Source organism: Microbacterium sp. NPDC096154 (assembly GCF_040302945.1).
GTDB lineage: Bacteria > Actinomycetota > Actinomycetes > Actinomycetales > Microbacteriaceae > Microbacterium.
In genome coordinates, this window is the sequence record NZ_JBEOSM010000003.1 from 132,747 (window position 1) to 158,456 (window position 25,710).

Consider the following 25,710-nt stretch of genomic DNA (forward strand, 5'->3'; position numbering starts at 1 on the left):
TCTCTCATCCGGCAGACTGGGCCCATGGCATCCGAGACCGACGAGGTCGATCGCATCGTGGGCGCATGGGCGCGCCAGCGTCCCGATCTCGACTTCTCTCCCATGGAGGTGCTCTCGCGCGTCGACCGCCTCTCGCGTCACCTCGATCGCGCGCGACGCGAGGCGTTCCGCCGCACCGACATCGAGCCATGGGAGTGGGATGTGCTGTCGGCCCTGCGCCGTGCGGGAGATCCGTATCAGCTCAGCCCGAAGCAGCTGCTGCAGCAGACCCTCGTGTCCAGCGGCACCATGACCAATCGGATCGACCGGCTCGTCAAGCGCGGGTTCGTGCGGCGCGAGTCGGATCCCGGGGACGGCCGCAGCGTGCTCGTGACCATCACCGACGAGGGGCGCACGCGGGTCGATGCCGCCATCACCCGCCTGATGGACGCCGAGGCGGAGCTGCTGCGCCGTCTCAGCGGCGCCGAGCGCGACCGCCTCGCCACGCTGCTGCGCCGCCTCAGCCTCGGCTTCGATCAGGCGCCCGGCGTCTGACCGCATCCCTCCATATGCGCCACCGGCGCGCACCGCAACCCGGTTGAACCGCCCGCCCGCAGCCGTTGGACTGGCACCATGCCCCAGCGCGACGCCGCCGCCACCCGTGACGATATCGAGCGCGTGGCGCGGGACTCCTTCGGGCTCGAGCACCTGCGCCCCGCGCAGCTGGATGCCATCGAGGCCGCCGTCGCCGGACGCGATGTGCTGGCGGTGTTCGCGACCGGTTACGGCAAGTCGGCCGTGTACCAGGTGGCGGCCGCCATGCGCCCGGGGGTCGCGGTGGTCGTGTCGCCGCTGATCGCCCTCCAGGAGGATCAGCTCGTGGGCCTCGAGGGCGCGCCGGATGCCCCCGTCGCCGTCGCGCTCAACTCGGCTCGCGGTTCGCGGGCTCGCGCGGACGCGTGGCGCCGCTTGCACGACGGCGAGGCGCGCCTGGTGCTGCTCGCGCCCGAGCAGCTGGCCAAGGACGAGGTGCTCGACGAGCTCGCGGAGCTCGATGTGTCGCTGCTGGCGGTGGACGAGGCCCATTGCGTGGCCTCATGGGGACACGACTTCCGCCCCGACTACCTCATGATCGGCGCGATGGCCGAGCGCCTCGGCCGCCCGCCCGTGGTGGCGCTCACCGCGACCGCCTCGACGCCTGTGCGCGAAGAGATCGTGGCGCGCCTGGGCATGCACGACCCACACGTGCTGATCGGCGACATGGATCGTCCCAACATCGCACTCGCGGTGCGCCGGCACGTCGACGACGACAACAAGCGCCGGGCCGTCGTCGAGGAGACCGCCGCCCTCGCGCACCCGGGGCTGCTCTACACCGCGACGCGGCGGGACGCCGAGCGCTACGCCGCCGAGCTGGCCGAGCGGGGCCTGCGCACCGCGGCGTATCACGCCGGGCTGCCCGCCGCCGAGCGCGGTCGTGTGCACGAGGCGTTCCTCGCGGGTGAGCTCGACGTCGTGTCGGCAACCTCCGCCTTCGGGATGGGCATCGACAAGGAGGATGTGCGGTTCGTGGTGCACGCCGACACTCCCGACTCGGTCGACGCCTACTACCAGGAGCTCGGTCGAGCCGGACGCGACGGTGAGCCCGCCCAGGCCACCCTGCACTACCGTCCCGAGGATCTCGCGCTGCGACGCTGGTTCGCGTCCCGGCGGCCCGATGCCGACGAGGTGGGCAGCCTGTACGACGCGCTGGGGGAACGCGAGCGCTCCCGCTCGGCCCTGGCGCGGGCGACGGGCCTGTCGCCGCGCCGTGTCACGGCGCTGCTCTCCCTCCTGTCGGACACCGGGGTCGTGCGGCTGGGCCGACGCGGTGCGGCGTTGCGCCGCGGGGCGGAGCGCACTACGGCGGTGGAGACCGCGCTTCGGCGCATCGAGGAGCGCGAGCTGATCGACCGCTCGCGGATCGAGGTGATGCGCGGCTACGCCGAGACGCGGCAGTGCCGCCGGCAGGTGCTGCTGGAGGCGTTCGGCCGCGAGCGGGGCGAGCCGTGCGGCAACTGCGACACGTGCGAGGCCGGCACCGCGACAGCTGCCACGGAGGCGAGCCCGGTCGCGTCGGGGTTCACGGTCGACGAGCGGGTGCGCCACGACGACTGGGGCGAGGGCACGGTGATGTCGGTCGAGGAGGACCGGATGACCGTGTTCTTCGACAGCGTGGGCTACAAGCTGCTGTCACTCGCGCTCATCGAAGAGCACGGACTGCTGCAGGCGGCCGGCTGAACCGGCGCCGGCGCGGTCACTGGAGCCAGGCGCGCTGTTCGAACGATTCGTACGAGAGCTCGTCGGCCTGGGCGCCCACGAGACCGAGCACCAGGTGTCCCTGGCCCAGCAACGTCATGAGCGGCTCGAGGGCGAGCAGGTCTCCCCCGAGTGAGAGCCCCTCGCCGCCGCCGACCTGGGCGCCGACGCGATCGAGCCAGACCACCACGTTGCCCCGCAGCGTCATGCCGCCGGTGTCGAGGTCGACGACCTCGTGCCGGTTCTTCGTGTCGAGCTGGAACTCGTCGATCACCAGTTCGTCGCACTCGATCCTGATGGTCGTGGCGCGGGTGCCGTCGGCGAGGGGCACCGTCACCAGGCCGACGCGCTTGAGCCCCTTGATCTCCAGCGAGTCGCCCCACGTGTTCGCGGAGGGCAGCGTGAAGACGCCGTGATCGTTGTCGGCTCCCAGCGCGAGCAGCGGCGTGCCGGTCGTCAGGTCGCTGGGACCCTCCGGGTCGGTTACGGGCTCCTCCCCGTCCTCGGGCGCGGACGGGCGGTCCTGACCCGGAACCTGGATGATCGTGGTGCCCGAGCCGCCGTCTTCGGCCGGCCCTTCACCTTCGGTGGCCTCGTCGCCTTCGGCCGTCTCGTCGCCGCCGGTGCTGCCGTCGGCGTCGCCAGAGGGCGGTGCCGCGGGCGAGCTCGGCGGCGTCGGCGATGACGAGGCGCTCGGCCGCGGCGAGCTCGACGGCGTGGGCGTCGGGGTGGGGTCGGGCGTGCAGAGGATGAGCAGGATGCAGCCCGCCTTGACATCGGTGGGCTCGACCGCACGGGCTGCCGGCTGCCACGGCGACGCCAGGCCCAGAGCGAGCGTGACGGCGGCCGCTGCCGCACTCCCCGGCGTCACGCGGCGGAGCCACGGATTGGCGCCCCGGCGGTCGGCGGACTCTGCCGGCGCGCCGGCATCCGCAGCCACGGCATCCGCGTCGGCATCCGCGTCGTCGACCGCGTCGTCGACCGCGCCGTCATCCGGATCCGCCTGCTCGTCCTCCCCTGTCTCGCCGCTCGAACGCGGCTTCTTCGGCATCCACGACACGACCATCACGCCGCCGACGCTCGCGAGCACCATGCCGATGATGAAGCCGCCGAGGTTCACGCCCACCAGCGAGTAGACGGCCACGACGAGCGCGATGACGCCATAGAAGATGCGGTGCGCCGGCATGAGTGCGATCAGCACGCCCAGCAGCACGAGGATCACCGGGATCACCAGCGCCTGAAGGCCCTCGAGCCCGAGCTGGATGTGGATTTCGCCGATGTCGAGCTGGCCCGAGAAGAACTCCTCGATGCCGCCGAGCGCGATCAGCACCGCTCCCCAGAAGGGACGCTCGGAGCGCCAGCGCGCGAAGGCGGTGCGACGGCTTTTCACGACGCCTGTCGTCACGATGCGCGCGGTCCTCTTACTCGCCGCAGCCGCTGCCGTCGGTGACGACCTTGAGCTCCATGCCTGTCAGCGCGAGCGTGCCGGCGGTCGTCGTGTACGCGACCTGCGAGAAGTCGGTGAGCGTGATGGCGTCGGAGTCCATCGCGAAGTCGCCCCCCGAGCCCTTGGCCGAGGTCACCACCTGGCCGGCGTCGGTGCCGATGCGCACGTTGCTGAAGACCGCGTCACCCGCAAGATTGGTCATGCCGATCTGAAGGTTCGTCGCCGTCACCGGGTTGCCGCCCTTGCCGGCGGTGATGACCATGCCGACCTTGCCGAGCGGCGTGTCGGTGACGATCTCCTGGCACAGGTCGGCGATCTTCGCGTCGCCGATGTTCGCGATGGCGACCGGGATCTCGGTGCCGTCCTCGAGCTTGGCGTAGCCGCCGTACTGCGAGAACTGCTCACCCAGCAGCTGGCTGCCGGCCATCGTGAAAGAGGTGCCTGAGACCGAGAACGACACCGGCACGGCACCCTGCGCGACGCCACCCATGAGCACCGCCGACACGATGCCGACAGGGATGGCCACGACGGCGGCGCGGCCGCCGCGCGACTTCACGATGTCCTTGATCTTCATGGCTCTCCTTCGAGGCAGCGAAAGCGGGACATCCCCGTCCCGACGACGACGATCGTAGCCGCCTTACTGACTTCCAGTTCACTAAGCGGGCAGAAGTGCCCACTGACGTCCCCGATACGCTCGATGGCATGTCCGCGCCCGATCGCCGCACCCGCCTCTCCCCTGAGGAGCGGCGCCGGCAGCTGATCGCGATCGGCGTGGGGCTGCTGGCGCACCAGCCGCTGGAGGCGGTCACGATCGAGCGGGTCGCGGCCGAGGCCGGTGTCTCTCGCGGACTCGTGTTCCGATACTTCGGGTCCAAGACAGGGCTCCACGAGCAGATCACCGTCGCGGTGCGCGACGGCCTGATGCGCGCGACCGAGCCGCGCCCCGAGCTGCCTCCCCTGGACCGACTGCGCGACACGATCACGCGGTTCGTCGCCTTCGCCGTCGACCATCGGCTCACCTTCTACTCGCTCGTGCGCGGCGCCGCCTCGGGCGACCACACCGTGCGCGAGATCGTCGACCAGGTGAGGGACGCGCAGACCGATCGCCTCGCCGCCGTCTTCGGCGACCTGGGGATCGCGCCCAGCGTGCGGCTGCGCATCGCGCTGCGCGCGTGGGTGGCTCTCGCCGAGCAGGCTCTCGTGGACGGCGCCGTCAGCACCGCCCTGGACGCCGACGAGCTCGTCGACCTGCTGGTCGGAAGCGTCCGCGCCATCGTGCAGGTCGCCATCGAGCCGGAGCGGTCGTGACGTCGGCGGACGCCGGTATCAGCCGATCTGCTCGGTGAGGTCGAACCAGCGCTCCTCGAGGTCGGCGACCTCGGACTCCAGCGCCGTGATCGCCTCCATCTCGCGCCCCAGCCCCGCGTAGTCCGACTGGTCGTGGTCGGCCAGCGCCGTGCGCGCGGCATCGATCTGCTCGGTGAGCTTGGCGATGCGGCGCTCGAGCGCCGCCACCTCCTTCTGCGCGGCGCGCAGCTCCGCCCCGCTCAGCCCCGATGTCGCGGCCGCGGGCGCCGTGGCGGCGCGCGGGGCGGGCGCATCCTGCTCGAGGCGGCGCAGGCGCAGGTACTCGTCGACGCCCCCGGGCAGGTGCCGCAGGCGACCGCCCAGGATCGCGTACTGCTGATCCGTCACGCGCTCGAGGAAGTACCGGTCGTGCGACACCACGATGAGGGTTCCGGGCCACGAGTCGAGGAGGTCCTCCATCGCGGCGAGCATGTCGGTGTCGAGGTCGTTCGTCGGCTCGTCCAGGATCAGCACATTGGGCTGGTCGAGCAGGATGAGCAGCAGCTGGAGGCGCCGCTTCTGACCCCCCGAGAGGTCCCTCACGGGCGTCGACAGCTGCGCGCTCGAGAAGCCCATGCGCTCCAGCAGCTGCCCCGGGGAGAGCTCCTGCGCCTTCGAGCCGGCCCCGAAGGTGTAGGTCGTGCGCAGGCGCGAGATCACCACGCGCACCGGCTCGGCCAGGTGCTCCTCGAGCTCGTCGAGGCGCTGGGTGAGCGTGGCGACCTTGACGGTCTTGCCGCGCTTGACCCGGCCCTCGGTCGGCTGGACCGTGCCCGAGATGAGACTCAGCAGGGTCGACTTGCCCGCACCGTTCACGCCCAGGATGCCCGTGCGCTCGCCCGGTGCGAGACGCCACTCGACGCGCTGCAGCACCTGTCTGTCGCCGTACGACACCGACACGTCGAGCAGGTCGACGACGTCCTTGCCGAGGCGTGACACCGCGAGCGACGCGAGCTCGGTCTTGTTGCGGATCTCGGGAACGTCCTCGATCAGCTGATTGGCCGCGTCGATGCGGAACTTCGGCTTGGACGTGCGCGCGGGAGCGCCGCGTCGCAGCCACGCCAGCTCCTTGCGCGCCAGGTTTTGGCGCCGCTGCTCGATCGCGGCGGCCTGGCGATCGCGTTCGACGCGCTGCAGGATGTACGCCGCGTACCCGCCCTCGAACGGCTCGACGATGCGGTCGTGCACCTCCCACGTGGCGGTGCAGACCTCGTCGAGGAACCAGCGGTCGTGCGTGACCGTGAGGAGGCCGCCCTGGTTCGCGGGCCAGCGGCGCTTCAGGTGGTCGGCGAGCCAGGAGATCGCCTCGACGTCGAGGTGGTTGGTGGGCTCGTCGAGCGCCAGCACATCCCAGTCGCCCGCGAGCAGCGCCGCGAGCGCCACTCGCCGGCGCTGTCCGCCCGAGAGCGTGCCCAGCGCGGCGTCCCAGGGCAGATCGCCCAGGAGGCCCGCGATCACGTCGCGCACCTTCGGGTCGCCGGCCCACTCGTGCTGGGGCGTGTCGCCCACGACGGCCTCGCCGATCGTGATGTCGTCGGGCAGCGTGTCGGCCTGGTCGAGCACGCCGATGCGCACGCCGCCGCGCACGGTCACGCGCCCGGAGTCGGGCTCGCGGCGGCCGGCGAGCATGGCGAGCAGGCTCGACTTGCCGTCGCCGTTGCGGCCGACGATGCCGATGCGGTCGCCCTCGTTCACGCCCAGCGAGACGGAGTCGAAGACCACCTTGGTCGGGTACTCGAGGTGCAGGGCCTCGGCCCCCAGAAGATGCGCCATATCCCCTCCAGCGTATGGGACGGCGCCTGGACGAAGCTCATGACGAGGGCCGCCGGACGAACATCATCCGACGGCCCTCGTGCGGGAGAGGCGGGTCAGTACGACTCGACGATCTCCAGCAGGCTCGGCACGTTGGCGTACGCCTCGGCGGCGTTGTCCTTCGTGACGATGACCGGCTCCAGCAGGTACGCGGGCACGACCTTCACGCCGTTGTCGTACTGCTCGGTGTCGTTGACGTCGACCTCCTCGCCCTTCTGCAGCTGACCCACCATCTTGATGGTCTGCTCCACGAGCAGCGCGGTGTCCTTGTTGATCGTGGAGTACTGCCGGTCCTCCATGATCCAGCGCACCGACTCGACCTCCGAGTCCTGACCCGTGACGACCGGCTGCTTCTTGCCGGCCTGGTCCACCGAGGTGAGGATCGCGCGGGCGAGCGTGTCGTTGGGCGACAGCACGCCGTCCAGCTCCTTGTCGCCGTACGTGGAGGTGAGCAGGCCGTCCATGCGCTCCTGGGCGTTCTCGGCCAGCCAGCCCTGCGTGGCCGTCTGGGCGATCTCGGTCTGCCCCGAGGCCACGACCAGCGTGCCGTCGTCGATCTTCGGCTGCAGCACGCTCATCGCGCCGTCGAAGAACACCGCCGAGTTGGCGTCGTCCGGCGACCCCGAGAACAGCTCGATGTTGTACGGGGCCTCGTGGCCGGCGTTCGCCTCGAGGCCCTCGAGCAGCGCCTGGCCCTGCAGCTCGCCGACCTTGAAGTTGTCGAACGCCACGTAGTAGTCGACGGCCTCGGTGTTCTCGATGAGGCGGTCGTACGCGATCACGTAGGCGCCGGCATCCTTGGCCGCCTCGACCTGCGTCGACAGCTGCTTGCCGTCCTTCGCGCCGATGACGATGACCTTCGCGCCCGAGGTCACCATGGCCTGGATCTGGTTCTGCTGCTCGGCGACGGTGTTGCTCGCGGGAGCGTACTGGACGTCGGCCTGGAAGCCGGCGTCCTCGAGGCCCTGCGTGAACAGGTCACCCGCGAGCACCCAGTTCTCGCTGGTCTTGTCGGGAAGGGCGACGCCGATGCGGGCGCCCTCCTCGAAGCCGGCCGGCGCCTCCGACCCGCCCGAAGCGGCCGGCGCGCCGCCGCCGCGCTCGGAGGAGCAGCCCGTCAGGCCGAGCGCCAGCGCTGCGGCCGCCGCCGTGGCGGCGAGAGCGATCTTCTTCATGTGATCCACATCACTTTCTCTCCAGCAGTGTGCGTTGCGAGCACGGTGCATTCTGTGGGGACGAGATCGCGGCTCACCTGCGAGTCGCGGTCTCCTTCTTCTCTGCCGCTTGCGCAGCGGCAGGAGTCGGGATGTCGCCCGCGAAGTCGGCGACCGACCTGCGGCGATTGAGCAGGAGTCCGGTGAGAGAGGGACGGCCCTGCTGCTTGTTCCAGACGTCGATGCCGACGGCGAACAGCAGCACGAGGCCCTTGATCATCGAGACCGCGTCGGCACCGGCACCGAGCAGCGCCAGGCCGTTGTTGAGGAACGCCATCACCAGCCCGCCGATGATCGAGCCGATCACGGTGCCGATGCCACCCGCGACCGCCGCACCGCCGATGAAGACCGAGGCGATCGCATCCAGCTCCCAGCCGTTGCCGTCCTGGGGCCCCGACGCCGTGGCGCGTGAGACGTAGATCATGCCCGCGACCGAGGCCAGCACCGACATGTTCATCATCACGAAGAAGTCGACCCAGCGGTCCTTGACGCCCGACAGCCGGGCGGCCTGCCGGTTGCCGCCGACCGCGTAGATGTGGCGACCGAACACGGTGCTGTTCGTGAGGAACGAGTAGATGATCACGAGGACGAGCAGGATGATGCCCGAGATCGGGAAGCTGGTGCCCTCGCGACCCGTGGCGAACATCCATCCGGCCCAGAGGATCACCGCCGCCAGCGCGACCATCTTCACGACGCTGACCCACAGCGGCGCCTGGGAGGAGCCCATCTTCGACTGGATGCGGCGCAGGCGCAGCTCGTTGAACACGATCCACGCGACACCCAGCAGGGCGAGGATCATCGTGGGCACGTTGAACGGCAGCGGCAGCGCCACCTCGGGCAGATAGCCGGCGCCGATCACGCGGAACTCGGCCGGCACGGCCACCGTGCTGGAGTCGCCGATCCACTGGTTCGCGCCGCGGAAGAAGAGCATGCCCGCGAGCGTCACGATGAACGCCGGCACCCCGACGTACGCGACCCAGAACCCCTGCCACGCGCCGACCAGCGCGCCGACACCGAGCCCGAGCAGGATCGCCAGCGGCCAGGGCAGGTTCCAGTCGGCCATGGACTTGGCCACGATGATGCCCGTGAAAGCCGCCACCGAGCCGACCGACAGGTCGATGTGGCCCATGATGATGACCATCACCATGCCGATGGCCAGGATCAGGATGTACGAGTACTGGTTGACGACGTTGATCAGGTTGCCGCTCGACAGCGTCAGCCCCGCGCCGCGGATGATCAGCGTGAGCACCTGGAACAGCAGGATGATCACGATGAGGCTGCCGAGGATGCCGAACTGCCGCAGCGTCGACTGCCCGCCGCCGAACATCGCGCGGATGTCGCTGAGGCGGAAGCCCTTCTGCGTGTCGGGAGTGCCCGTCGTTCCGGTGGTCATACGTGTGCCTTCTGGTTCAGGGACGTCATGCTGCGCATGAGTGCCTCGGGGGTCGCGTCGGCGGCGTCGAGGCAGTCGGTGATCCGACCCTCGAACACGGTGTAGATGCGGTCGCTGATGCCCAGGAGCTCGGGCAGCTCGCTCGAGATCACGATCACGCCCTTCCCGGCCGCGGCCAGGTCGTTGATGATCTGGTAGATCTCGTACTTCGCGCCCACGTCGATGCCGCGCGTGGGCTCGTCGAGGATCAGCAGATCCGGATCCGTGAACATCCACTTCGCCAGCACGACCTTCTGCTGGTTGCCGCCCGACAGGGTCGAGACGCCCACGTCGACGCTCGGCGTCTTGATGCGCAGCGCCTTGCGATACTCCTCAGCCACCCGGTGCTCCGCGCGCTCGTCCACCACGCCGCGACGCGAGATCTTGGACAGCTTGGCCGCCACCGTCGAGCGCTTGATCGTGTCGAGCAGGTTGAGGCCCAGCACCTTGCGGTCCTCGCTCACGTAGGCCAGGCCGTGCCGGATCGCGCTGGAGACGTCCGGAAGCTCGATCTCGCGTCCGTCCTTGATGATCGTGCCCGACACGTACTCGCCGTAAGAACGACCGAAGATGCTCATCGCCAGCTCCGTGCGGCCCGCGCCCATGAGCCCCGCGATGCCCACCACCTCGCCCCGACGCACCGTCAGGCTCGACCCCTTGACGACGAAGCGCTCCGAGACCGTGGGATGCCGCACGACCCAGTCCCTCACCTCGAAGAACACCTCGCCGATGGGCACCTGACGATCCGGGTACCGGCTCTCGAGCGAGCGTCCGACCATCCCCCGGATGATGCGGTCCTCGTTGATCTCGCCGCGCCCCACATCGAGCGTCTCGACCGTGCGACCGTCGCGGAGGATCGTGATCTCGTCGGCGATCCGCTCGATCTCGTTGAGCTTGTGGCTGATGATGATCGACGCGATGCCCTTGCCCTTGAGCCCCAGGATCAGGTCGAGCAGGTGCTGCGAGTCGTCCTCGTTGAGCGCGGCGGTCGGTTCGTCCAGGATGAGCAGCTTCACGTTCTTGTTGAGCGCCTTCGCGATCTCGACGAGCTGCTGCTTGCCGACGCCGAGGGCCTTGATCTGCGTGTCGGGGTCCTCCTCCAGGCCCACGCGCGCCAGCAGCTCGACCGCACGGGCACGCGCCTGCCGCCAGTCGATGGCGAGCCCGGTGCGCACCTCGTTGCCGAGGAAGATGTTCTCGGTGATCGACAGCTCGGGGATGAGCGCCAGCTCCTGATGGATGATCACGATCCCGGCGGCCTCGCTCGCGCGGATGTCGCGAAAGCGCTGCTCCTCACCGAAGAGCAGGATGTCGCCGGTGTACGTGCCGTACGGGTACACCCCGGAGAGCACCTTCATCAGGGTCGACTTGCCGGCGCCGTTCTCGCCGCAGATCGCGTGGATCTCGCCCGCCCTGACCGTGAGGCTGACGTGCGCGAGCGCCTTGACCCCGGGGAACTCCTTCGAGATGTCGCGCATCTCGAGGATGGGGGGAGACACCGCGGGCACGGCTGCCGTTTCGCTCACATCGACCTCGCTGTCTGCGTCACAACCTCTCCCTCAGCCATTGAGGGTTTGTGACCGTTCACATCGGAGTACATCGTGCATCCCCGGCGTCGGCATGTCAAGGATCTCGCAGGGCTCAGTCGCGCCACGGCGCGGCGCTCGACGCGCGAGCCCGCAGCTGCGGTTCGAGCGGCCCGAACACCGGTGCCTCCTCGCCGCGGATGTCGGCCAGCAGCAGCTCGACCGCGCGCCGCCCCAGCTCCGGGAAGTCCTGGTGCACGGTCGTGAGCGGCGGCCAGACGTGCTGCGCCACGGGGATGTCGTCGAAGCCCACGACGCTCACATCGCGCGGGACGTCGAGACCCGCGTCACGGAATCCGTGCATCAGGCCGATCGCCATGAGGTCGTTCGCCGCGAACACGGCGGTGAAGTCACCGCGCCGCGCGAGCTCGATGCCGGCGAAGTGCCCGAAGTCGGCCGTCCAGTCGCCCCGGACCGGGGCGATGGTGGGCAGATCGGCGTCGCGGAGCGCGTCGAGGTAGCCGCGCATGCGCGACTCGGCCTCGATCCAGTCCTGAGGGCCCGCGAGGTGCACGATATCGCGATGACCGAGGTCGATCAGGTGCGCGGTGGCCAGCCGGGCGCCCTCGACCTGGTCCGCGGCGAGGCTCTCCCCCGTCGCGCCGGACGCCGTCTGCAGACTGACGAACGGCACGTCGATCGCCATGCCGCGCAGCACGTGGAACACGCGCACCTGGGGCGCGATCACCACGATGCCCGCGATCTGCTCGCGCACCAGCTGGCGCACGGCCACGCCGATCGCCTCGGGCGTGGTGGCCGGAAGGTTGACGGTCGTGACGGCGTAGCCCTCGGTCCGCGCCGCCTCTTCGATCGTGGCGATCGACGACGCCGGGCCGAACTCGCCGATCGTCGCCGACATCACGCCGATGACGTTCGACCGGCTCGTGACGAGGGCGCGGGCCGCGAGATTCGGCCGGTAGTCGAGCGCCGAGATCGCGTCGAGCACGCGCTGCTTGGTCTCGGGCCGGATGCTCGGATGCTCGTTGAGCACGCGGGAGACGGTCTGGTGCGACACGCCGGCGAGTCGAGCGACGTCGCGGATGCTGGGCGCCGGGGACCGGCGGCCCGAGGTGCGCTCCGTCGCCTGTTCCACGTCACCAGCCCCAGTGCTGCCTCAAGTGCGGACGACCGCGGCAGGGCCGCAGCCGGGCATGTGTACGTTCACATGCCGTCGCACCATTATGCCGACATCGCACGCGGCCCGCATCCCGCCGAGGGTGGCCGCGACTCAGCTGAAGCCATTGGCGGCAAGCCACTCCTCCGCCACGTCAGGCGCGGAGCGCTTCTCGACCGAGTTCTGCACATTGAGCGCCACCAGACCCTCCGGCGTCAGCGCCGCGCTCACCGGATCGATCACCTCGGCGATCTGGTCGGCGACGTCGCTCGCAGCGATGGGCACGACGTTCGACGACAGCAGGAGGCCCTCGGGGTCGCCCAGCGGCACGAGGTTCTCGGTCTCGATGCGCGGGTCGGCGGTGAAGACGTTCGCCACGTCGATCGTGCCGGCCAGCAGGTCCTCGACCGTCGTGTCTCCGGTCGCCGAGAACTCCAGGTCGACGCCGTAGACCTCCCGGGCGCCCGAGGGCCCGTACGGGCGCTCCTCGAGCTCGGGCGGACCTCCGAGCGTGAGCGGGCCCGCGACATCCGCGAGATCGCCGATCGTCTCGACGCCGTTCTCCTCGGCGAAGGACGATGTCACGGTGTACGAGTCCTGGTCGCTGGCCGTCGACATCTCCAGCGCGGTCAGCCCCTCCGGCAACGCGTCCGTGAGCGCGGCGTAGACATCGTCGGCCGTGCGAGCCTCGGCGTCCTCGTCGTAGAACTGCAGCAGGTTGCCCGTGTACTCGGGGAAGAGGCTGATCTCGCCGCTCTCGAGCGACGGCAGATACGCCTCGCGCTGCCCGATGTTGAAGCGTCGCTCGACCTCGAAGCCGGCGTTCTCGAGGGCCTGAGCGTAGATCTCGGCGATGACCTCGTTCGAGGGGTAGGTCTGCGAGCCCACCACGATCGTCTCGGCTCCCCCGGTGCCACCCGACGTCCCCGGCTCGCTCGGCTGCGCGAACGGATCGCTCGACGCGCAGCCGGCCAGCGCCACGCCGATGGCGACGACGCCCATCGTGGCGGCTCGCCGGGCCATGTCTCGTCTGATCCTGCGCATGCCGTTGTCCTCCCGGTGTCTGGTGGTGCCGAGCCTACGCCGACACGGGGACGCCGGGGCGTTCCCGCCCGCCGCGCTCCCCCGCCCGGCCACGCAGGTGCGGCGGCGTCGCGGCCCGCTGCAGCAGCGCGAACCCGCCGTCGAGCAGCAGCGCGAGGGCGGCCACGGCGATCGCGCCGCCCAGTACCTGTTCGAAGCGCCGCAACGCGATGCCCTGGATGATGTCGTAACCGAGTCCGCCGAGGTTGACGTACGCCGCCAGCGTCACCGTGGCGACCACCTGCAGCACTCCGGACCGGATGCCCGCGACAAGCAGAGGCAGGCCGAGGGGAGCCTCGATGCGCCACAGGACCTGCCATTGCGTCATGCCCTGAGCGCGACCCGCGTCGATCGTGCGCCGGTCGATCACCTCGAGGCCCGCGTACGCTCCGGCGAGGATGGGCGGGATCGCCATGAGCACGAACGCCACCATCGCGGCCTCGGGCTTGCGTGTCACCCCGAGCAGCAGGACCAGCAGCAGGATGAGCCCGAACGACGGAATGGCGCGCGCCGCGCCCGAGAGTCCCACGGCGACCTCGCGCCCGCGGCCGGTATGACCGATCGCCCATCCCGCCGGAACGGCGATGAGCGCCGCGATCGCGACCGCGGCGAACGTGTACGCCAGGTGCACCAGCACGGCTTCCGGCAACGGGTGGGATCCGGTCACGCGATCGGGGGATGACAGCCACGCGAGCGCGTCGCCGAGCAGGTTCATGCCGCACCTCCCTGCGCCCGGGACGGGTCGACCCGCGTCCACGGCAGCAGAAGCCGGCCGGCGGCGACGAGCACGAGATCGACCACCAGGGCGACCAGCGCGACGGCCACCACGCCCGCGAGGATCTCCTCGACGATGCGCCGCTGGAACCCGTTCGTGAACAGGTATCCGAGATTCGTCACGCCGATCAGGATGCCGACGGTCGCCAGGGCGATCGTGCTCACGGCCGCGACCCGGAGCCCGGCCAGGATCACGGGGCCCGCGAGCGGCAGGTCGACGCCCCAGAACCGGCGCACGGAGCCGTACCCCATGGCGATGGCGGCGCGCCGCACGTCGTGGTCGACCGCGTCGAAGCCGTCGGCGACCGAGCGCACGAGGATCGCGACCGCGTAGATCGTCAGCGCCAGCACGAGGTTGAGCTCGCTGAGCGGGCTGATGCCGAACACGACCGGCAGCAGCGGCAGCAGAGCGAGCGAGGGCAGTGTGTAGAGCAGTCCGGTGACGACGATGACCGGCCCGCGTGCCGCCCGCCATCTGTGGGCGGCCCAGCCGAGGGGCAGTGACACGATCAGCCCCCAGGCGATCGGCAACAGGCACTGCCGCAGATGCTCGAGCGTCAGCACGGCGATCAGCCCCAGGTTGTCGGCGACCCAGGTCATCCGGTGCCCTCCCCCGCCCGCAGGATGCCCTGCACCCGCCCCGAGGCGTCGACGACGACCGTGCCGTCGGGCGTGTCCCGCACGGTGAGCGTGCGCCGGCTGCCGGCGGCCCCGACGAAGTCGGCCACGAAGTCGTCGGCCGGCGCCGCGAGGATCTGCGCGGGCGTGCCGCGCTGCACGACCCGCCCGCCTGTTCCGCGAGGCCCGGCCGCGAGGATGACGATCTCGTCGCCCAGCAGGAACGCCTCGTCGATGTCGTGGGTCACGAACAGGATGGTCTTGCCGAGCGTCTGCTGCAGCCGCAGCAGCTCCTGCTGCAGCTCGCGCCGCACGATGGGGTCGACCGCGCCGAAGGGCTCGTCCATGAGCAGGATGTTGGGCTCCGCCGCCAGCGCCCGGGCCACGCCCACGCGCTGCTGCTGACCGCCCGACAGCTGCGAGGGATAGCGGTTGGCGAGGCGCGCATCGAGGCCCACGGTGTCCATCAGCTCCCGTGCGCGTTCGCGCGCCTCACGCCGGGGCACGCCGCTCAGCACGGGCACGGTGGCGATGTTGTCGATCACGCGCACGTGCGGCAGCAGGCCCGCCTGCTGCATGACGTACCCGATGCCGCGCCGCAGCGCGACGGGGTCCTTGTCGCGCACGTCCTCGTCGTCGATCAGCACCGCACCGGCCGTGGGGTCGACCATCCGGTTCACCATGCGCAGCAGGGTGGTCTTGCCGGATCCCGAGGTGCCGACCAGCACGACCGTGCGATGCGACGGCACCAGAAGGCTGACGTCGTCGACCGCCACGATCTCGCCACGGCCGTCGGGATAGGCCTTGCGAACGGAGCGGAACTCGATGCCCACGGATCTCCCGTCGTCGCCGGATGCTCCCCGGGACTCTACCGGGGGCATCCGACACCGAGGCGCGGATCCCGAACGTTTCCGTTCAGCCGGGAAGGACCGATACCTCGTCGCCGAAGGCGACGTATCCCGAGAAGTCCGCCCCCACACGCTCAATCGCCGTGTGCAGCGGAGTGGGATAGCTCCAGGCCGCGTCCACCGCCTCATCGTGCACGTCGCCCTGGCTGTGTCGCAGCGTCCAGTACTGGCACTCGCCCTTCCACGGACACGTGTACGGGGTCGGGCTGGCGTGGAACATCGATCGGTCGAGCGAGTCGGGCGGGAAATAGCGATTTCCCTCGATCACGACGATCCTGTCATCCGGGGAATGCGCGACCACGTGGTCGCGCCAGAGTGCGCGCATGGTGCGAGGGTAACCCTGCGCGCGCCGTCACGACAGGGCCTGGCGCGGGAGGGCACTCAGCTGACGACGCGCGCGCCCGGCACGGGGCCGTGTGCGTGCAGAGCGGCGTGGCCCTGTGCGTCGAGCACCGAGCGCAGCTCGTGCGCGTGCTCGGGCGACGCGCACAGGAACGCCAGTGTCGGCCCCGATCCCGACACGATGCCGGCGAGGGCTCCTGAAGCCTCGCCCTTCTCGAGCACGGCGGCCAGGTCAGGCCGGATGCGCAGAGTCGCCACCTGGAGGTCGTTGCGCAGAGCCGAAGCCAGCATCGCCGCGTCGCCCGCGCGTAGCGCGTGCAGCACATCGGCGTCGACCGAGGGTCGCGTGACGACCGGCCCGATGTCGACCCGATGACGCTCGCGGTGCACGTCGAGCTCGCCATACACCTTCGGGGTGGAGACCCCTTCGTCGCTCGTCACGAGCACCCAATCGAACCGGCCGCGCGCGAGCGCGGGGTTGAGCTCGTCGCCGCGGCCCGTGCCGATGGCCGTGCCGCCCTTGAGCGCGAACGGCACGTCGGCGCCCAGCCGCGCCGCCAGGCGATGCAGCTCCGGTCCGCTCAGGCGCGTGTCCCAGAGCGCGTCGCATGCGACGAGCGCGGCGGCGGCATCAGCCGATCCCCCGCCCATGCCGCCGGCGACCGGCACCTGCTTGTGCACGTCGAGGTGCACGCCGCCCTCGTAGCCCGTCTCGGTCGCCAGCAGCCGTGCCGCTCGCAATGCCAGGTTGCGATCGTCGGTGGGCACACCGTCGAGATCGACCGTGCCGGTCACGGACATCGTGAAGCCGTCGGCAGGAGTGGCCACCACATCCTCATACAGCGAGACCGCCTGGAACGCGGTCGCCAGCTCGTGGTAGCCGTCGCCCTGCAGCGCGCCGACCTCGAGATAGACGTTGATCTTGCCCGGTGCGCGCACACGCACCGACGGCAGCTCCGCAGCGTGGGTCATGTGCGCACCGCGCGGTCATCCGCGGTGGGGCCGGGGGGAGGCAGCGTCGCAGGCGTCACTCCCTCAGGCTACCGACCGCCGGATGCCCGGGACCGCTGCACGGGTATCAGATCGCCCGGGCGATACGCACGAAGTCGTCGATCGCGAGCTCCTCGCCGCGCGCCGTGGGCGCCACGCCCGCGCGCTCGAGCACCTCGGACGCGCCCGCGGCCGTGCCGCCGAGCACACCCGCGAGGGCCTGGCGCAGCATCTTCCGGCGCTGCTGGAACGCCGCGTCGACGATGCGGAAGGTCGCGTCGCGCTCGGCCTCCGTGCCGCGCGGGTCGGCGTCGCGCTGGAAACCGACCAGCACGCTGTCGACGTTCGGCACCGGCCAGAAGACCTGGCGCGAGACCGTGCCCGCCAGGCGCCACGGCCCGTACCAGGCCGCCTTGACGCTCGGAGCCCCGTAGACCTTGCTGCCGGGAGGCGCGGCGAGGCGCTCGCCCACCTCGGCCTGCACCATCACGACGCCACGCTGGAGGAACGGGAAGGTCTGCATGAAGTGCAGCAGCACCGGCACCGACACGTTGTACGGCAGGTTCGCCACCAGCACGGTCGGCTCACCCGGCAGCTCCGTCACGCGCAGCGCGTCGGCGTCGACCACCGTGAGCGCGCCATCCGGCACGCCGTGCTGCGCGGCCGTCTCGGGGAGCCGCTCGGCCAGCCGGTGGTCGATCTCGACCGCCGTGACGCTCGCGCCGGTCTCGAGGATCGCGAGGGTCAGCGATCCGAGGCCGGGCCCCACTTCGACGACCCGGTCGTCTTCCGACACGCCCGCCACCTGCACGATCTTGCGGACGGTGTTGGCGTCGACCACGAAGTTCTGCCCCAGCTTCTTGGTGGGCGTGACGTCGAGGGCGGCGGCGAGCGAGCGGATCTCGGTGGGCCCGAGCAGAGTGACCATTCGTCTATTCTCGCGGGTCGCGCGCCGACACGACGCAGGACGTCTGCCGATGGCCGGCCGTGTCGTGTGGGAGGCCGGTCTGGTCGAAGCGGGGTTCCCGAGTCAGAACGGCCCGTACACCTCGAGCGTGTTGGCCGCCACCTGCGCGCACAGCGCGTCGAGGTCGACACCGAGCTCGGCGGCCATGAAGCGCATCGTGACCGGCACGAGGTACGGGGCGTTGGGGCGGCCACGATGCGGCACCGGCGTGAGGAACGGCGCATCCGTCTCGACCAGGATGCGCTCACGCGGCGTGACGGCCAGCGCGTCGCGCAGGTTCTGCGCGTTCTTGAACGTGATGTTGCCGGCGAACGACAGCCAGTAGCCCGCCTCGGCGGCCTCGCGCGCCATGTCGGCGTCGCCCGAGAAGCAGTGGAACACCGTCTTCTCAGGGGCGCCGACGCGCGCCAGCGTGTCGAGCACGTCGCGGTGCGCGTCGCGGTCGTGGATCTGCATCGCGATGCCGTGCTTCTTCGCCAGCGCGATGTGCGCCTCGAACGACTCGTGCTGCGCGGCGCGCCCGCGCGAGCCCTTCTCGCCCGCATCCGGCGTGCGGAAGTAGTCGAGGCCCGTCTCGCCGATCGCGCGCACGCGCGGGTGCGCGGCGAGCTCGTCCATCACGGCCAGCGCCTCGTCGAGACGCCCCGCCTCCGCGTACGTCGGCGCGTCGTTCGGGTGGATGGCCACCGCCGCGAGCACGCGAGGGTGAGACTCCGCGGCGGCCACGGCCCAGCGCGACGACTCGATGTCGCCCGACGCCTGCACCACCCCCGCGATGCCGACCGCCAGCGCACGATCGAGCTGGTCCGCAAGCGTCAGCGGCTCATCGCCGTCGACGATCTCGAGGTGGCAGTGGTTGTCGTACACAGGCACGGCGAGAGCCTCGGGCGCATCCGGATAGCGGATGTCCTTGCGCCCGTCCTTCGCTCGCTCCCGGACGTACGTCTCGAGCGGAGCGGGCGTCTCGAGCGGAGCGGGCGTCTCGAGCGGAGCGGGCGTCTCGAGCGGAGCGGGGCCGTCGCCGCTCACGTTCAGTCGGCCTGCTCGATGCGCGGGAACAGCGGCGCGAGCGTCGTGGTCTCGGTGCCCACGGGCAGCAGGCCCCACGCGCCGGCCTCGCGGATCGGCTGCGCGGCGAGCTCGCCCAGCGCTCCCTCCACGCCCAGCGCGGTCCACAGCTTCGCGGTCGCCTGCGGCATCACGGGCGACAGCAGCACCGCCAGGGCGCGCAGCCCCTCGAGGCACGTGTAGAGCACGGTCGCCAGGCGCGCGCGGTTCGCCTCGTCCTTGGCGAGCGCCCAGGGCTCGTTCTCGGTGATGTAGCCGTTCAGCTCGTCGACGATGGTCCAAATCGACCGGATGGCCTCGTCGATGCGGAACCGCTCGATCGCGGCATCCGCAGCCGACGCGGCATCCGCCACGACCTGCTGGATCGCGCGGTCGGCGTCGGTGTCGTCGCCGGGCTCGGGCACGACGCCGTCGAAGTACTTCTTCGTCATCGCGACCGTGCGCGAGGCGAGGTTGCCGAAGCCGTTCGCGAGCTCGGCCTGGTACCGGGCCGACAGGTCCTCCCACGAGAACGAGCCGTCCTGGCCGAACGCGATCGCCGAGAGGAAGTAGAAGCGGTAGGCATCCGACCCGAACACGTCGGTGATCGCGTTCGGCGCGATGCCCGTGAGCTTCGACTTCGACATCTTCTCGCCGCCCACCAGCAGCCAGCCGTGCGCGAACACCTTGGCGGGCACGTCGAGGCCGGCGGCCATGAGCATGGCGGGCCAGATCACCGCGTGGAAGCGCAGGATGTCCTTGCCCACGATGTGGTGGGCGGGCCAGCGGCGCTGGAAGTTCTCGTCGTCCGATCCGAAGCCGATGGCGGTGGCATAGTTGAGCAGCGCGTCGACCCAGACGTAGATGACGTGCGACTCGTCCCACGGCACGGGGATGCCCCAGTCGAAAGCCGAGCGCGAGATCGACAGGTCCTTCAGTCCCTGCTGCACGAACGCGACGACCTCGTTGCGCGCCGACTCGGGCTGCACGAAGTCGGGCCGGTCACGGTACAGAGCGAGCAGGCGGTCCTGGAACTCGCTGAGCTTGAAGAAGTAGTTCTTCTCCTGCAGCAGCTCGAGCGGCTTCGAGTGGATCGCGCAGACCTTCAGACCCTCGAAGGGGCCCGTGCCGTCCTGGATGTCGGCCTCAGTCTTGAACTCCTCGCACCCCACGCAGTACAGCGCTTCGAACTCGCCCGCGTAGATGTAGCCGCGGTCGTAGATCGCCTGCACGAACTTCTTGACGCTCTCCTCGTGCCGCGGCTGGGTCGTGCGGATGAAGTCGTCGTTGGCGACATCCAGGGTCTCCAGCAGCGGCTGCCACGACTCGGACACGAGCTTGTCGACCCACTCCTGCGGGGTCGCGCCGTTCGCGGCCGCGGCCCGCATCATCTTCTGGCCGTGCTCGTCGGTGCCCGTCAGCATCCACGCGTCGTCACCCGCCTGGCGGTGCCAGCGCGCGAGGGCGTCGACCGCCACCGTCGTGTAGCCGTGCCCGATGTGAGGCACGTCGCTCGGGTAGTAGATCGGCGTGGTGATGTAGAACGATCGGCCGGAAGTCACCCGATCATCCTAGTTTGGCGATGACGCCGCGTTACGCCGCGTCAGCGCTTGGCGGCCAGGGCCGCCTGGTACAGCTCGCGCGACGAGTGGCCGGTGTGCGACGCGACCTCGGCGGCGGCGTCCTTGAGCCGGGCACCGGATGCCACGAGCGCCTGCACCTGGGCCAGGGCGTCCTCGGCCGGCACCTCCTGCGCCGCCGCACCCGCGACCACGACCACCAGCTCGCCCCGCACGCCGGCCTCGGCCCACGCGGTCAGCTCGGACAGCGGTCCGCGCGCGACCTCCTCGTGCAGCTTCGTGAGCTCGCGGCAGACCGCGGCGCGGCGATCCGAACCGAAGGCGGACGCCATGTCGGCGAGGGTCTGCGCCACGCGGGTGGGCGCCTCGAAGAACACCATGGTGCGCGGCTCTGCGGCGAGCGCCGCAAGCGCGCGGCGGCGCTCCCCCGGCTTGCGGGCGACGAAGCCCTCGAACGTGAAGCGGTCGGTCGGCAGGCCCGATACGGCGAGGGCGGTCAGGACGGCGCTGGGCCCGGGGATGGCAGTGACCACGACGCCCGCATCGGCCGCGGCCGATACGAGGCCGTATCCCGGGTCGCTCACGGTCGGCATGCCGGCATCGGTCAGCACCACGAGATCCTGCTCGCGCGCCAGCTCGACCAGCTCGGCGGCCTTCTGCCGCTCGTTATGGTCGTGCATCGCGATCAGGCGCGGGCGGTTCGCGATGCCGAGCGCGGCGAACAGGCGCTGCGTCGTGCGCGTGTCCTCCGCCGCCACCACCGGTGCCTCCTCCAGCACCTCGATCAGCCGCCGCGACGCGTCGCCGAGGTTTCCGATGGGCGTGGCCGCGAGGATGATCACCGGTTCAGCGTAGCCGCGCGGCGGTCGCCGTTGACCGAACCGTCAGGGCACCACGCGATACACTCGCCTGGCTGAATCAAGGGAGCCGGACGCCGCGCGAGCACGGTCGTCCGCTCGTGCGGAGGGATTCTCTCCGCCACCTCCCGTGTCCTTCGGTTCGCGTCTCCGCGCCTCTCGCCTGGCAGCATCCCGCTGTCGTGGCGCGGACCCGCCCATTCCGTCCCGAAGGAGAACATCCGTGTCCAGCGCGCCCAAGAGCGATCGCCGAAACCTCCGCGGCAACCCGCTCGCCACCCTCATCGCCGTCAGCTTCGGCCTTTTCATGGTCGGCCTCGACGCCACCGTCGTCCACATCGCGAACCCGGCCATCGCGGCAGATCTCGGCACGTCGTTCGCCGAGCTGCAGTGGATCACCAACGCCTACCTGCTCGGGATCGCCGTCTTCCTGATCCTGGGCGGCAAGATCGGCGACCGCTTCGGACGGCGCACGACCTACCTGGTCGGCGTGGGGGCCTTCGCGCTCGCGTCGATCGCGATCGGCGTGGTCGGCTCGACGGCCGGCGTCATCGCCTTCCGGGCCGTTCAGGGCCTCAGCGCGGCCATCCTGATGCCGCAGACCATCGCCCTGCTGCGCGCGACGTTCCCGCGGGAGAAGTTCGGCATGGCCGTCGGCATCTGGGGCGGTGTCTCGTCGCTCGCGATCGCGGCGGGCCCCATGGTCGGCGGCGCCCTCGTGCAGTCGATCGGGTGGGAGGCGATCTTCTTCGTCAACGCCCCCATCGCGCTGATCGCGATCGTCATGTCGCTGCTCGTGCTGAAGGAGTCGAAGGCCGATCAGGCCGCGGGCCGGTTCGACGTCGCAGGCGTCGTGGTCCTGGCCGTGGGACTGGCATCGATCATCGTCGGCATCGTGCAGTCGGAGACTTGGGGCTGGGGCAGCCCGTTCACGATCGGATCGTTCGTGCTGGGCCTCGTCATGCTCATCCTCTTCGTTCTCGTGGAGGCCCGCACGGCCAACCCGCTGCTGCCCCTCACGCTCTTCCGCGCACCCGGCTTCAGCGTCGGCGGCCTCGCGATCGCGACGAATTTCTTCGCCATGCTCGGCGTCACCTTCTTCCTGACGCTCTTCCTGGTGAACGTGCGCGGCGCCGAGGGGCTGATGGCCGGCGTCATGCTGCTGCCGATGTCGGGCGTCTCGATCGTCGCCTCCCCCATCGGCGCGGTCCTGGTGAGCCGCATGGGCGCACGGCGCACGATGACACTGGGCCTCGGCATGGTCGCCGTCGCGTTCGCCGCCCTCACGACGCTGACGGCGGACTCCCCTTACTTCGGCATGGCGATCCCGTTCGTCGTGCTGTCTCTCGGCGTGGGCTTCACGATGACCGCAGGCGCCGACGCGATCGTCGGCAGCGCGCCCGTGCACCTCGCCGGCGTCGCCGGCGGGTTCCAGAGCACGATGCTGCAGCTCGGCGGCGCGCTTGGCACGGCCGTGTTCGCCGCTATCGTCAGCGCGGGCGCGCGCGCCGGTTCGCGCGACCTGCCGCTGAGCGCCGCGGAGCGCGACGGACTGGCCCAGGGGCTGGTCCCGTCGCACCTCGGCGCCGCCGATGCCGCGCTCGCCCAGAGCGCGTTCCTCTCCGGCTTCCACACCGCGCTGACCGTGGGGGCCGTGCTGGCCGCGGCGGTGGCCGCACTCGCGTTCCTCGTGCTGCGCGAGCGCCCGCTCCCCGCAGTGGGAGCCGTGCGCGAGGAGACCGTGGAGGCCGAGGCCGGCCACCGCTGATCGACTCGCCCCAGATCTCGCTGCGCGGGCGAGGTCTGGGGCGGAGCGTCAGCGACCGCGACCGATGATGCCGGCCCAGGCCTCGGTCAGCACGTCGACGCGCAGCGGGAGCGGGGCGTCGCCCTCGCCGTCACGCATCCATTCGAGCGCCGCCTGATCGAGCAGGGACATCGCGAGGTGCGCCCGGAAGCGCCGTTCGGCCGCCGGGAACCGGTCGGCCGCGTCGAGACCCTCCCGGATGTCCGCGATCACCTCGTCCCACCACGAATGGAACACCGCGCGCAGGTCGGAATCCACCGCGGCGGCCTCCGTGGCGACCAGGATGTACGGCTTGATATGGGGCCAGTGTCCGACCTGCTCGTCGAGCCACGGGCGGATCGCGTCCCTCGTGCCCGCTCGCACGGCCTCCACCAGACCGGTCGACGTCGACCCCCGCTGGGACGCGGGTCGCTCCAGGATCTCATTCAGCTCGTCGAGCAGCTCGCGCATGACGCCGTCACGCGACGGGAAGTGCGCGTAGAACGTCACGCGCGTCGTACCCGCCGCTGCCGCGATCTCGTCGATCGTCGTGCCCGTGTATCCCTTCTCCTGGAAGAGCTCCAGAGCCGTGGAGAGCAGACGACGCCGCGTCATCTCCTTCTGAGCCGCGCGCAGGTTCGCCATGCGCTCAAGAGTATGCGCCGAAGGATGAAGTGAACACTTCCTCAACTGACTTGACGGGCTGTATAGTCAAGCGACCCGAATGCCGACGCATGGCTGCGCCGGCACCCCCTCCCTGGAACGAAGGAGTTCCCTGCACATGTCCGCACAGACCACGACCATCGTGGCGTCCAAGGGCTCGGTGCGCGCGACCTTCATCGCCGCCTTCCTCTCGGTCGCCCTCGCTCAGACCGCGTATGCGATCCCCGGCGCGCTGAACGGCACGTTCGCGGCGGAGTTCCACACCTCCGGCGCGGGACTGACCTGGATCACCGCGATCTTCGAGATCGGCATCGTCGCCTTCGAGCTCACCTTCGGCCTGCTCGGCGACATGTTCGGCCGCAAGCGCCTCATGATCGGCGGCTCGCTGCTCGTCGTGCTCGGCGCCATCCTGTCGGCATTCGCCGACTCGACCGGCTTCATGATCTTCGCCCAGGCCGTGATCGGCATCGGCGCGGGTCTGCTGTTCCCGATCGGCCTCGCGATGGTGGCGGCACTCACCCCCGATCCGAAGCGCCGCGCCCGTGTGATCGCGACATGGGCCGGCTTCCTCTCGCTGGGTGCGGTCATCTCGCCCGTGCTGGCGGGCGTGACCCACCAGCTCTTCACGATCCCGGGCGCCGAGCCGGGCGCGCCGAACGTGTTCAGCGGATGGCGCGTCGCGTTCTGGATCGTCGCCGCGGCCGCCGCTGTGCTGGTCGCCATCTCGGCCGCCACGCGCGACTCCTCGGCGCCGGCCGGGCGCAAGCTCGACCTCCCCGGCCAGATCACGTTCGCCGTCGGCCTGATCGCCGTGCTCTACGCCACCGTGACCGCCGTGGACTCGGGCTGGACGCACTGGCAGGTCGTCGGCGGGTACATCGTCGGCGCAGTCCTGCTCGTCGCGTTCGTCGTGATCGAGCGCCGCTCGGCCGCCCCGCTGCTGCACCTCGAGCTGTTCAAGAACTCGGCCTTCTCGATCGCCGCCGTGGTGGCCGTGACCGGTATGTTCGCGTTCCTCGCGATCTGCTTCGCGACGTCGATCTCGATGGGCGCCCTCGCGCAGAACCCCGTGTGGGTGGTCGGCCTGCTGTTCGTGTGCATCCAGGGACCGGCGTTCCTGCTGTCGCCCCTCGTCGGCTGGCTCATCCACCACGTGTCGCCGCGCTGGCTGCTCACCAGCGGCTTCGTGCTGATCGCCGTCGCGGGCTTCTGGCTCTCGACCTACCGCATCGGCGTGCCCGAGCAGTTCGGCGGCACCCCGTGGACCGCATTCCTGGTGCCGCTGCTGGTGCTCGGCGTGGGCTTCGCGGCGACCATCGGATCGGTGACCGCGGTCGCCATCAACACGGTCACGCCGCAGCAGATCGGCATGGCCAGCGCCACGACGAGCCTCATGCGCGACCTCGGCTTCACGCTCGGACCGGTCATCGGCTCGGCCGTCGCATTCAGCGTCGGCGCGGCCGCGTTCGCGGGGCCGATCGTGGGCGCGCTCCAGGGAGCGGGGCTCCCCGCCGAGGCCGTCGCGGGTCTGTCGCACGTGCCGCCGCTCGCCTGGCTGTCCGGCTGGGACGGCGTGGTCGGCCAGTTCGCCGGCGAGATGGCGGCCTCCGGTGCGCCCCAGGATGCCGTCGCTGGCGCTGTCGAGGCGCTGACGGCCGCACAGGGCGACATCATGGGCGCCGCCGGCGGGTCGCTGGGCGGCGGGTTCACCGTGGTCTACGTGATCGCCGGTGTCGCGGCCGTCGCCTCGGCGCTGCTGACACTGTTCATGCCGAACAAGGTGAACGCCCCGGTCGACGACGCCGAGCTCGCCGCCTCAGTCAAGGTCGAGGCGTAAGCCGCACCACGAAGAAGGCCCGGATCCGCGGA

General features: G+C 70.6%; 23 protein-coding genes. 5 read left to right on the plus strand and 18 right to left on the minus strand.

Annotated features, from left to right (window positions below):
* Window positions 1-24: 24 nt before the first annotated feature.
* Together ABTW64_RS05355 and ABTW64_RS05360 are read left to right on the plus strand one after the other, a co-directional pair.
* Window positions 25-534, plus strand: coding sequence for a MarR family winged helix-turn-helix transcriptional regulator (locus ABTW64_RS05355; protein ID WP_350620011.1), 510 nt, complete (start codon window positions 25-27; stop codon window positions 532-534).
* Window positions 535-612: 78 nt separating this feature from the next.
* Complete coding sequence (locus tag ABTW64_RS05360; protein ID WP_350620013.1) at window positions 613-2,256, plus strand: RecQ family ATP-dependent DNA helicase; 1,644 nt, start codon at window positions 613-615, stop codon at window positions 2,254-2,256.
* A gap of 16 nt (window positions 2,257-2,272) precedes the next feature.
* Here the strand turns inward: ABTW64_RS05360 and ABTW64_RS05365 are convergent, their stop codons facing one another.
* Both ABTW64_RS05365 and ABTW64_RS05370 read right to left on the minus strand, forming a co-directional pair.
* Window positions 2,273-3,664, minus strand: coding sequence for a DUF6114 domain-containing protein (locus ABTW64_RS05365; RefSeq protein WP_350620015.1), 1,392 nt, complete (start codon window positions 3,662-3,664; stop codon window positions 2,273-2,275).
* A 31-nt stretch (window positions 3,665-3,695) separates the two neighbouring features.
* Entirely contained in the window at window positions 3,696-4,295 is a 600-nt protein-coding gene (locus ABTW64_RS05370; RefSeq protein ID WP_350620017.1) for a DUF6230 family protein, read from the minus strand.
* Between the two features lie 128 nt (window positions 4,296-4,423).
* Here ABTW64_RS05370 and ABTW64_RS05375 point away from each other — a divergent pair, with 128 nt between their 5' ends.
* On the plus strand, window positions 4,424-5,029 hold the full coding sequence (locus tag ABTW64_RS05375) for a TetR/AcrR family transcriptional regulator (protein WP_350620019.1): 606 nt from the start codon (window positions 4,424-4,426) through the stop codon (window positions 5,027-5,029).
* Window positions 5,030-5,047: 18 nt separating this feature from the next.
* On the opposite strand, the gene ABTW64_RS05380 is transcribed toward ABTW64_RS05375, so the two are convergent.
* The 15 genes from ABTW64_RS05380 to rsmI form a co-directional block, all read right to left on the minus strand.
* Window positions 5,048-6,841, minus strand: coding sequence for an ABC-F family ATP-binding cassette domain-containing protein (locus ABTW64_RS05380; RefSeq protein ID WP_350620021.1), 1,794 nt, complete (start codon window positions 6,839-6,841; stop codon window positions 5,048-5,050).
* Between the two features lie 95 nt (window positions 6,842-6,936).
* On the minus strand, window positions 6,937-8,055 hold the full coding sequence (locus tag ABTW64_RS05385; protein ID WP_350620023.1) for a substrate-binding domain-containing protein: 1,119 nt from the start codon (window positions 8,053-8,055) through the stop codon (window positions 6,937-6,939).
* A 73-nt stretch (window positions 8,056-8,128) separates the two neighbouring features.
* Window positions 8,129-9,487, minus strand: a complete 1,359-nt coding sequence (gene mmsB / locus ABTW64_RS05390; RefSeq protein ID WP_350620026.1) for a multiple monosaccharide ABC transporter permease — start codon at window positions 9,485-9,487, stop codon at window positions 8,129-8,131.
* Window positions 9,484-11,004 carry a multiple monosaccharide ABC transporter ATP-binding protein gene (gene mmsA, locus ABTW64_RS05395; protein WP_350620513.1) on the minus strand — a complete coding sequence of 507 codons (1,521 nt, stop codon included), beginning with the start codon at window positions 11,002-11,004 and terminating at the stop codon, window positions 9,484-9,486. The genes mmsB and mmsA overlap by 4 nt, the downstream gene beginning before the upstream one ends.
* A gap of 163 nt (window positions 11,005-11,167) precedes the next feature.
* The gene (locus ABTW64_RS05400) at window positions 11,168-12,205 is read right to left on the minus strand and encodes a LacI family DNA-binding transcriptional regulator (protein WP_350620028.1); all 1,038 of its coding nucleotides are present in this window, start codon (window positions 12,203-12,205) and stop codon (window positions 11,168-11,170) included.
* 135 nt (window positions 12,206-12,340) lie between these two features.
* Window positions 12,341-13,249, minus strand: coding sequence for an ABC transporter substrate-binding protein (locus ABTW64_RS05405; RefSeq protein WP_350620030.1), 909 nt, complete (start codon window positions 13,247-13,249; stop codon window positions 12,341-12,343).
* Window positions 13,250-13,304: 55 nt separating this feature from the next.
* On the minus strand, window positions 13,305-14,024 hold the full coding sequence (locus ABTW64_RS05410) for an ABC transporter permease (protein ID WP_350620032.1): 720 nt from the start codon (window positions 14,022-14,024) through the stop codon (window positions 13,305-13,307).
* Window positions 14,021-14,683, minus strand: a complete 663-nt coding sequence (locus ABTW64_RS05415; protein WP_350620034.1) for an ABC transporter permease — start codon at window positions 14,681-14,683, stop codon at window positions 14,021-14,023. The genes ABTW64_RS05410 and ABTW64_RS05415 overlap by 4 nt, the downstream gene beginning before the upstream one ends.
* Entirely contained in the window at window positions 14,680-15,534 is an 855-nt protein-coding gene (locus ABTW64_RS05420) for an ATP-binding cassette domain-containing protein (protein ID WP_350620036.1), read from the minus strand. Before ABTW64_RS05420 ends, ABTW64_RS05415 begins: the two co-directional genes overlap by 4 nt.
* A gap of 82 nt (window positions 15,535-15,616) precedes the next feature.
* Window positions 15,617-15,934 (minus strand): DUF427 domain-containing protein, encoded by a 318-nt coding sequence (locus ABTW64_RS05425; RefSeq protein WP_350620038.1) that lies wholly within the window; start codon window positions 15,932-15,934, stop codon window positions 15,617-15,619.
* A gap of 56 nt (window positions 15,935-15,990) precedes the next feature.
* Entirely contained in the window at window positions 15,991-16,923 is a 933-nt protein-coding gene (locus tag ABTW64_RS05430) for a 4-(cytidine 5'-diphospho)-2-C-methyl-D-erythritol kinase (protein ID WP_350620040.1), read from the minus strand.
* A 106-nt stretch (window positions 16,924-17,029) separates the two neighbouring features.
* The gene (rsmA, locus tag ABTW64_RS05435; RefSeq protein WP_350620042.1) at window positions 17,030-17,869 is read right to left on the minus strand and encodes a 16S rRNA (adenine(1518)-N(6)/adenine(1519)-N(6))-dimethyltransferase RsmA; all 840 of its coding nucleotides are present in this window, start codon (window positions 17,867-17,869) and stop codon (window positions 17,030-17,032) included.
* A gap of 102 nt (window positions 17,870-17,971) precedes the next feature.
* On the minus strand, window positions 17,972-18,814 hold the full coding sequence (locus ABTW64_RS05440) for a TatD family hydrolase (protein WP_350620515.1): 843 nt from the start codon (window positions 18,812-18,814) through the stop codon (window positions 17,972-17,974).
* Window positions 18,815-18,939: 125 nt separating this feature from the next.
* Window positions 18,940-20,517, minus strand: a complete 1,578-nt coding sequence (metG, locus tag ABTW64_RS05445; protein WP_350620044.1) for a methionine--tRNA ligase — start codon at window positions 20,515-20,517, stop codon at window positions 18,940-18,942.
* Between the two features lie 41 nt (window positions 20,518-20,558).
* A complete protein-coding gene (rsmI, locus tag ABTW64_RS05450) occupies window positions 20,559-21,377 on the minus strand; it encodes a 16S rRNA (cytidine(1402)-2'-O)-methyltransferase (RefSeq protein ID WP_350620046.1) in 819 nt (272 codons plus the stop codon).
* 238 nt (window positions 21,378-21,615) lie between these two features.
* On the opposite strand from rsmI, the gene ABTW64_RS05455 reads away from it, so the two are divergent.
* Window positions 21,616-23,160 carry an MFS transporter gene (locus tag ABTW64_RS05455; protein WP_350620048.1) on the plus strand — a complete coding sequence of 515 codons (1,545 nt, stop codon included), beginning with the start codon at window positions 21,616-21,618 and terminating at the stop codon, window positions 23,158-23,160.
* A gap of 48 nt (window positions 23,161-23,208) precedes the next feature.
* Here ABTW64_RS05455 and ABTW64_RS05460 read toward each other — a convergent pair whose 3' ends face one another.
* A complete protein-coding gene (locus ABTW64_RS05460) occupies window positions 23,209-23,823 on the minus strand; it encodes a TetR/AcrR family transcriptional regulator (RefSeq protein ID WP_350620050.1) in 615 nt (204 codons plus the stop codon).
* A 136-nt stretch (window positions 23,824-23,959) separates the two neighbouring features.
* Here ABTW64_RS05460 and ABTW64_RS05465 point away from each other — a divergent pair, with 136 nt between their 5' ends.
* Complete coding sequence (locus ABTW64_RS05465) at window positions 23,960-25,678, plus strand: MFS transporter (protein WP_350620052.1); 1,719 nt, start codon at window positions 23,960-23,962, stop codon at window positions 25,676-25,678.
* Window positions 25,679-25,710 lie beyond the last annotated feature (32 nt).

What these genes read in the sequence shown, in the direction of transcription:
- ABTW64_RS05355 (WP_350620011.1), top strand. Translation starts at nt 25, where the DNA reads ATGGCATCCGAGACCGACGAGGTCGATCGCATCGTGGGCGCATGGGCG.
- ABTW64_RS05360 (WP_350620013.1), top strand. Translation starts at nt 613, where the DNA reads ATGCCCCAGCGCGACGCCGCCGCCACCCGTGACGATATCGAGCGCGTG.
- ABTW64_RS05370 (WP_350620017.1), bottom strand. Translation starts at nt 4,295, where the DNA reads ATGAAGATCAAGGACATCGTGAAGTCGCGCGGCGGCCGCGCCGCCGTC.
- ABTW64_RS05375 (WP_350620019.1), top strand. Translation starts at nt 4,424, where the DNA reads ATGTCCGCGCCCGATCGCCGCACCCGCCTCTCCCCTGAGGAGCGGCGC.
- ABTW64_RS05380 (WP_350620021.1), bottom strand. Translation starts at nt 6,841, where the DNA reads ATGGCGCATCTTCTGGGGGCCGAGGCCCTGCACCTCGAGTACCCGACC.
- ABTW64_RS05385 (WP_350620023.1), bottom strand. Translation starts at nt 8,055, where the DNA reads ATGAAGAAGATCGCTCTCGCCGCCACGGCGGCGGCCGCAGCGCTGGCG.
- mmsB (WP_350620026.1), bottom strand. Translation starts at nt 9,487, where the DNA reads ATGACCACCGGAACGACGGGCACTCCCGACACGCAGAAGGGCTTCCGC.
- mmsA (WP_350620513.1), bottom strand. Translation starts at nt 11,004, where the DNA reads ATGCGCGACATCTCGAAGGAGTTCCCCGGGGTCAAGGCGCTCGCGCAC.
- ABTW64_RS05405 (WP_350620030.1), bottom strand. Translation starts at nt 13,249, where the DNA reads ATGGCCCGGCGAGCCGCCACGATGGGCGTCGTCGCCATCGGCGTGGCG.
- ABTW64_RS05410 (WP_350620032.1), bottom strand. Translation starts at nt 14,024, where the DNA reads ATGAACCTGCTCGGCGACGCGCTCGCGTGGCTGTCATCCCCCGATCGC.
- ABTW64_RS05415 (WP_350620034.1), bottom strand. Translation starts at nt 14,683, where the DNA reads ATGACCTGGGTCGCCGACAACCTGGGGCTGATCGCCGTGCTGACGCTC.
- ABTW64_RS05425 (WP_350620038.1), bottom strand. Translation starts at nt 15,934, where the DNA reads ATGCGCGCACTCTGGCGCGACCACGTGGTCGCGCATTCCCCGGATGAC.
- ABTW64_RS05430 (WP_350620040.1), bottom strand. Translation starts at nt 16,923, where the DNA reads ATGACCCACGCTGCGGAGCTGCCGTCGGTGCGTGTGCGCGCACCGGGC.
- rsmA (WP_350620042.1), bottom strand. Translation starts at nt 17,869, where the DNA reads ATGGTCACTCTGCTCGGGCCCACCGAGATCCGCTCGCTCGCCGCCGCC.
- ABTW64_RS05460 (WP_350620050.1), bottom strand. Translation starts at nt 23,823, where the DNA reads ATGGCGAACCTGCGCGCGGCTCAGAAGGAGATGACGCGGCGTCGTCTG.
- ABTW64_RS05465 (WP_350620052.1), top strand. Translation starts at nt 23,960, where the DNA reads ATGTCCGCACAGACCACGACCATCGTGGCGTCCAAGGGCTCGGTGCGC.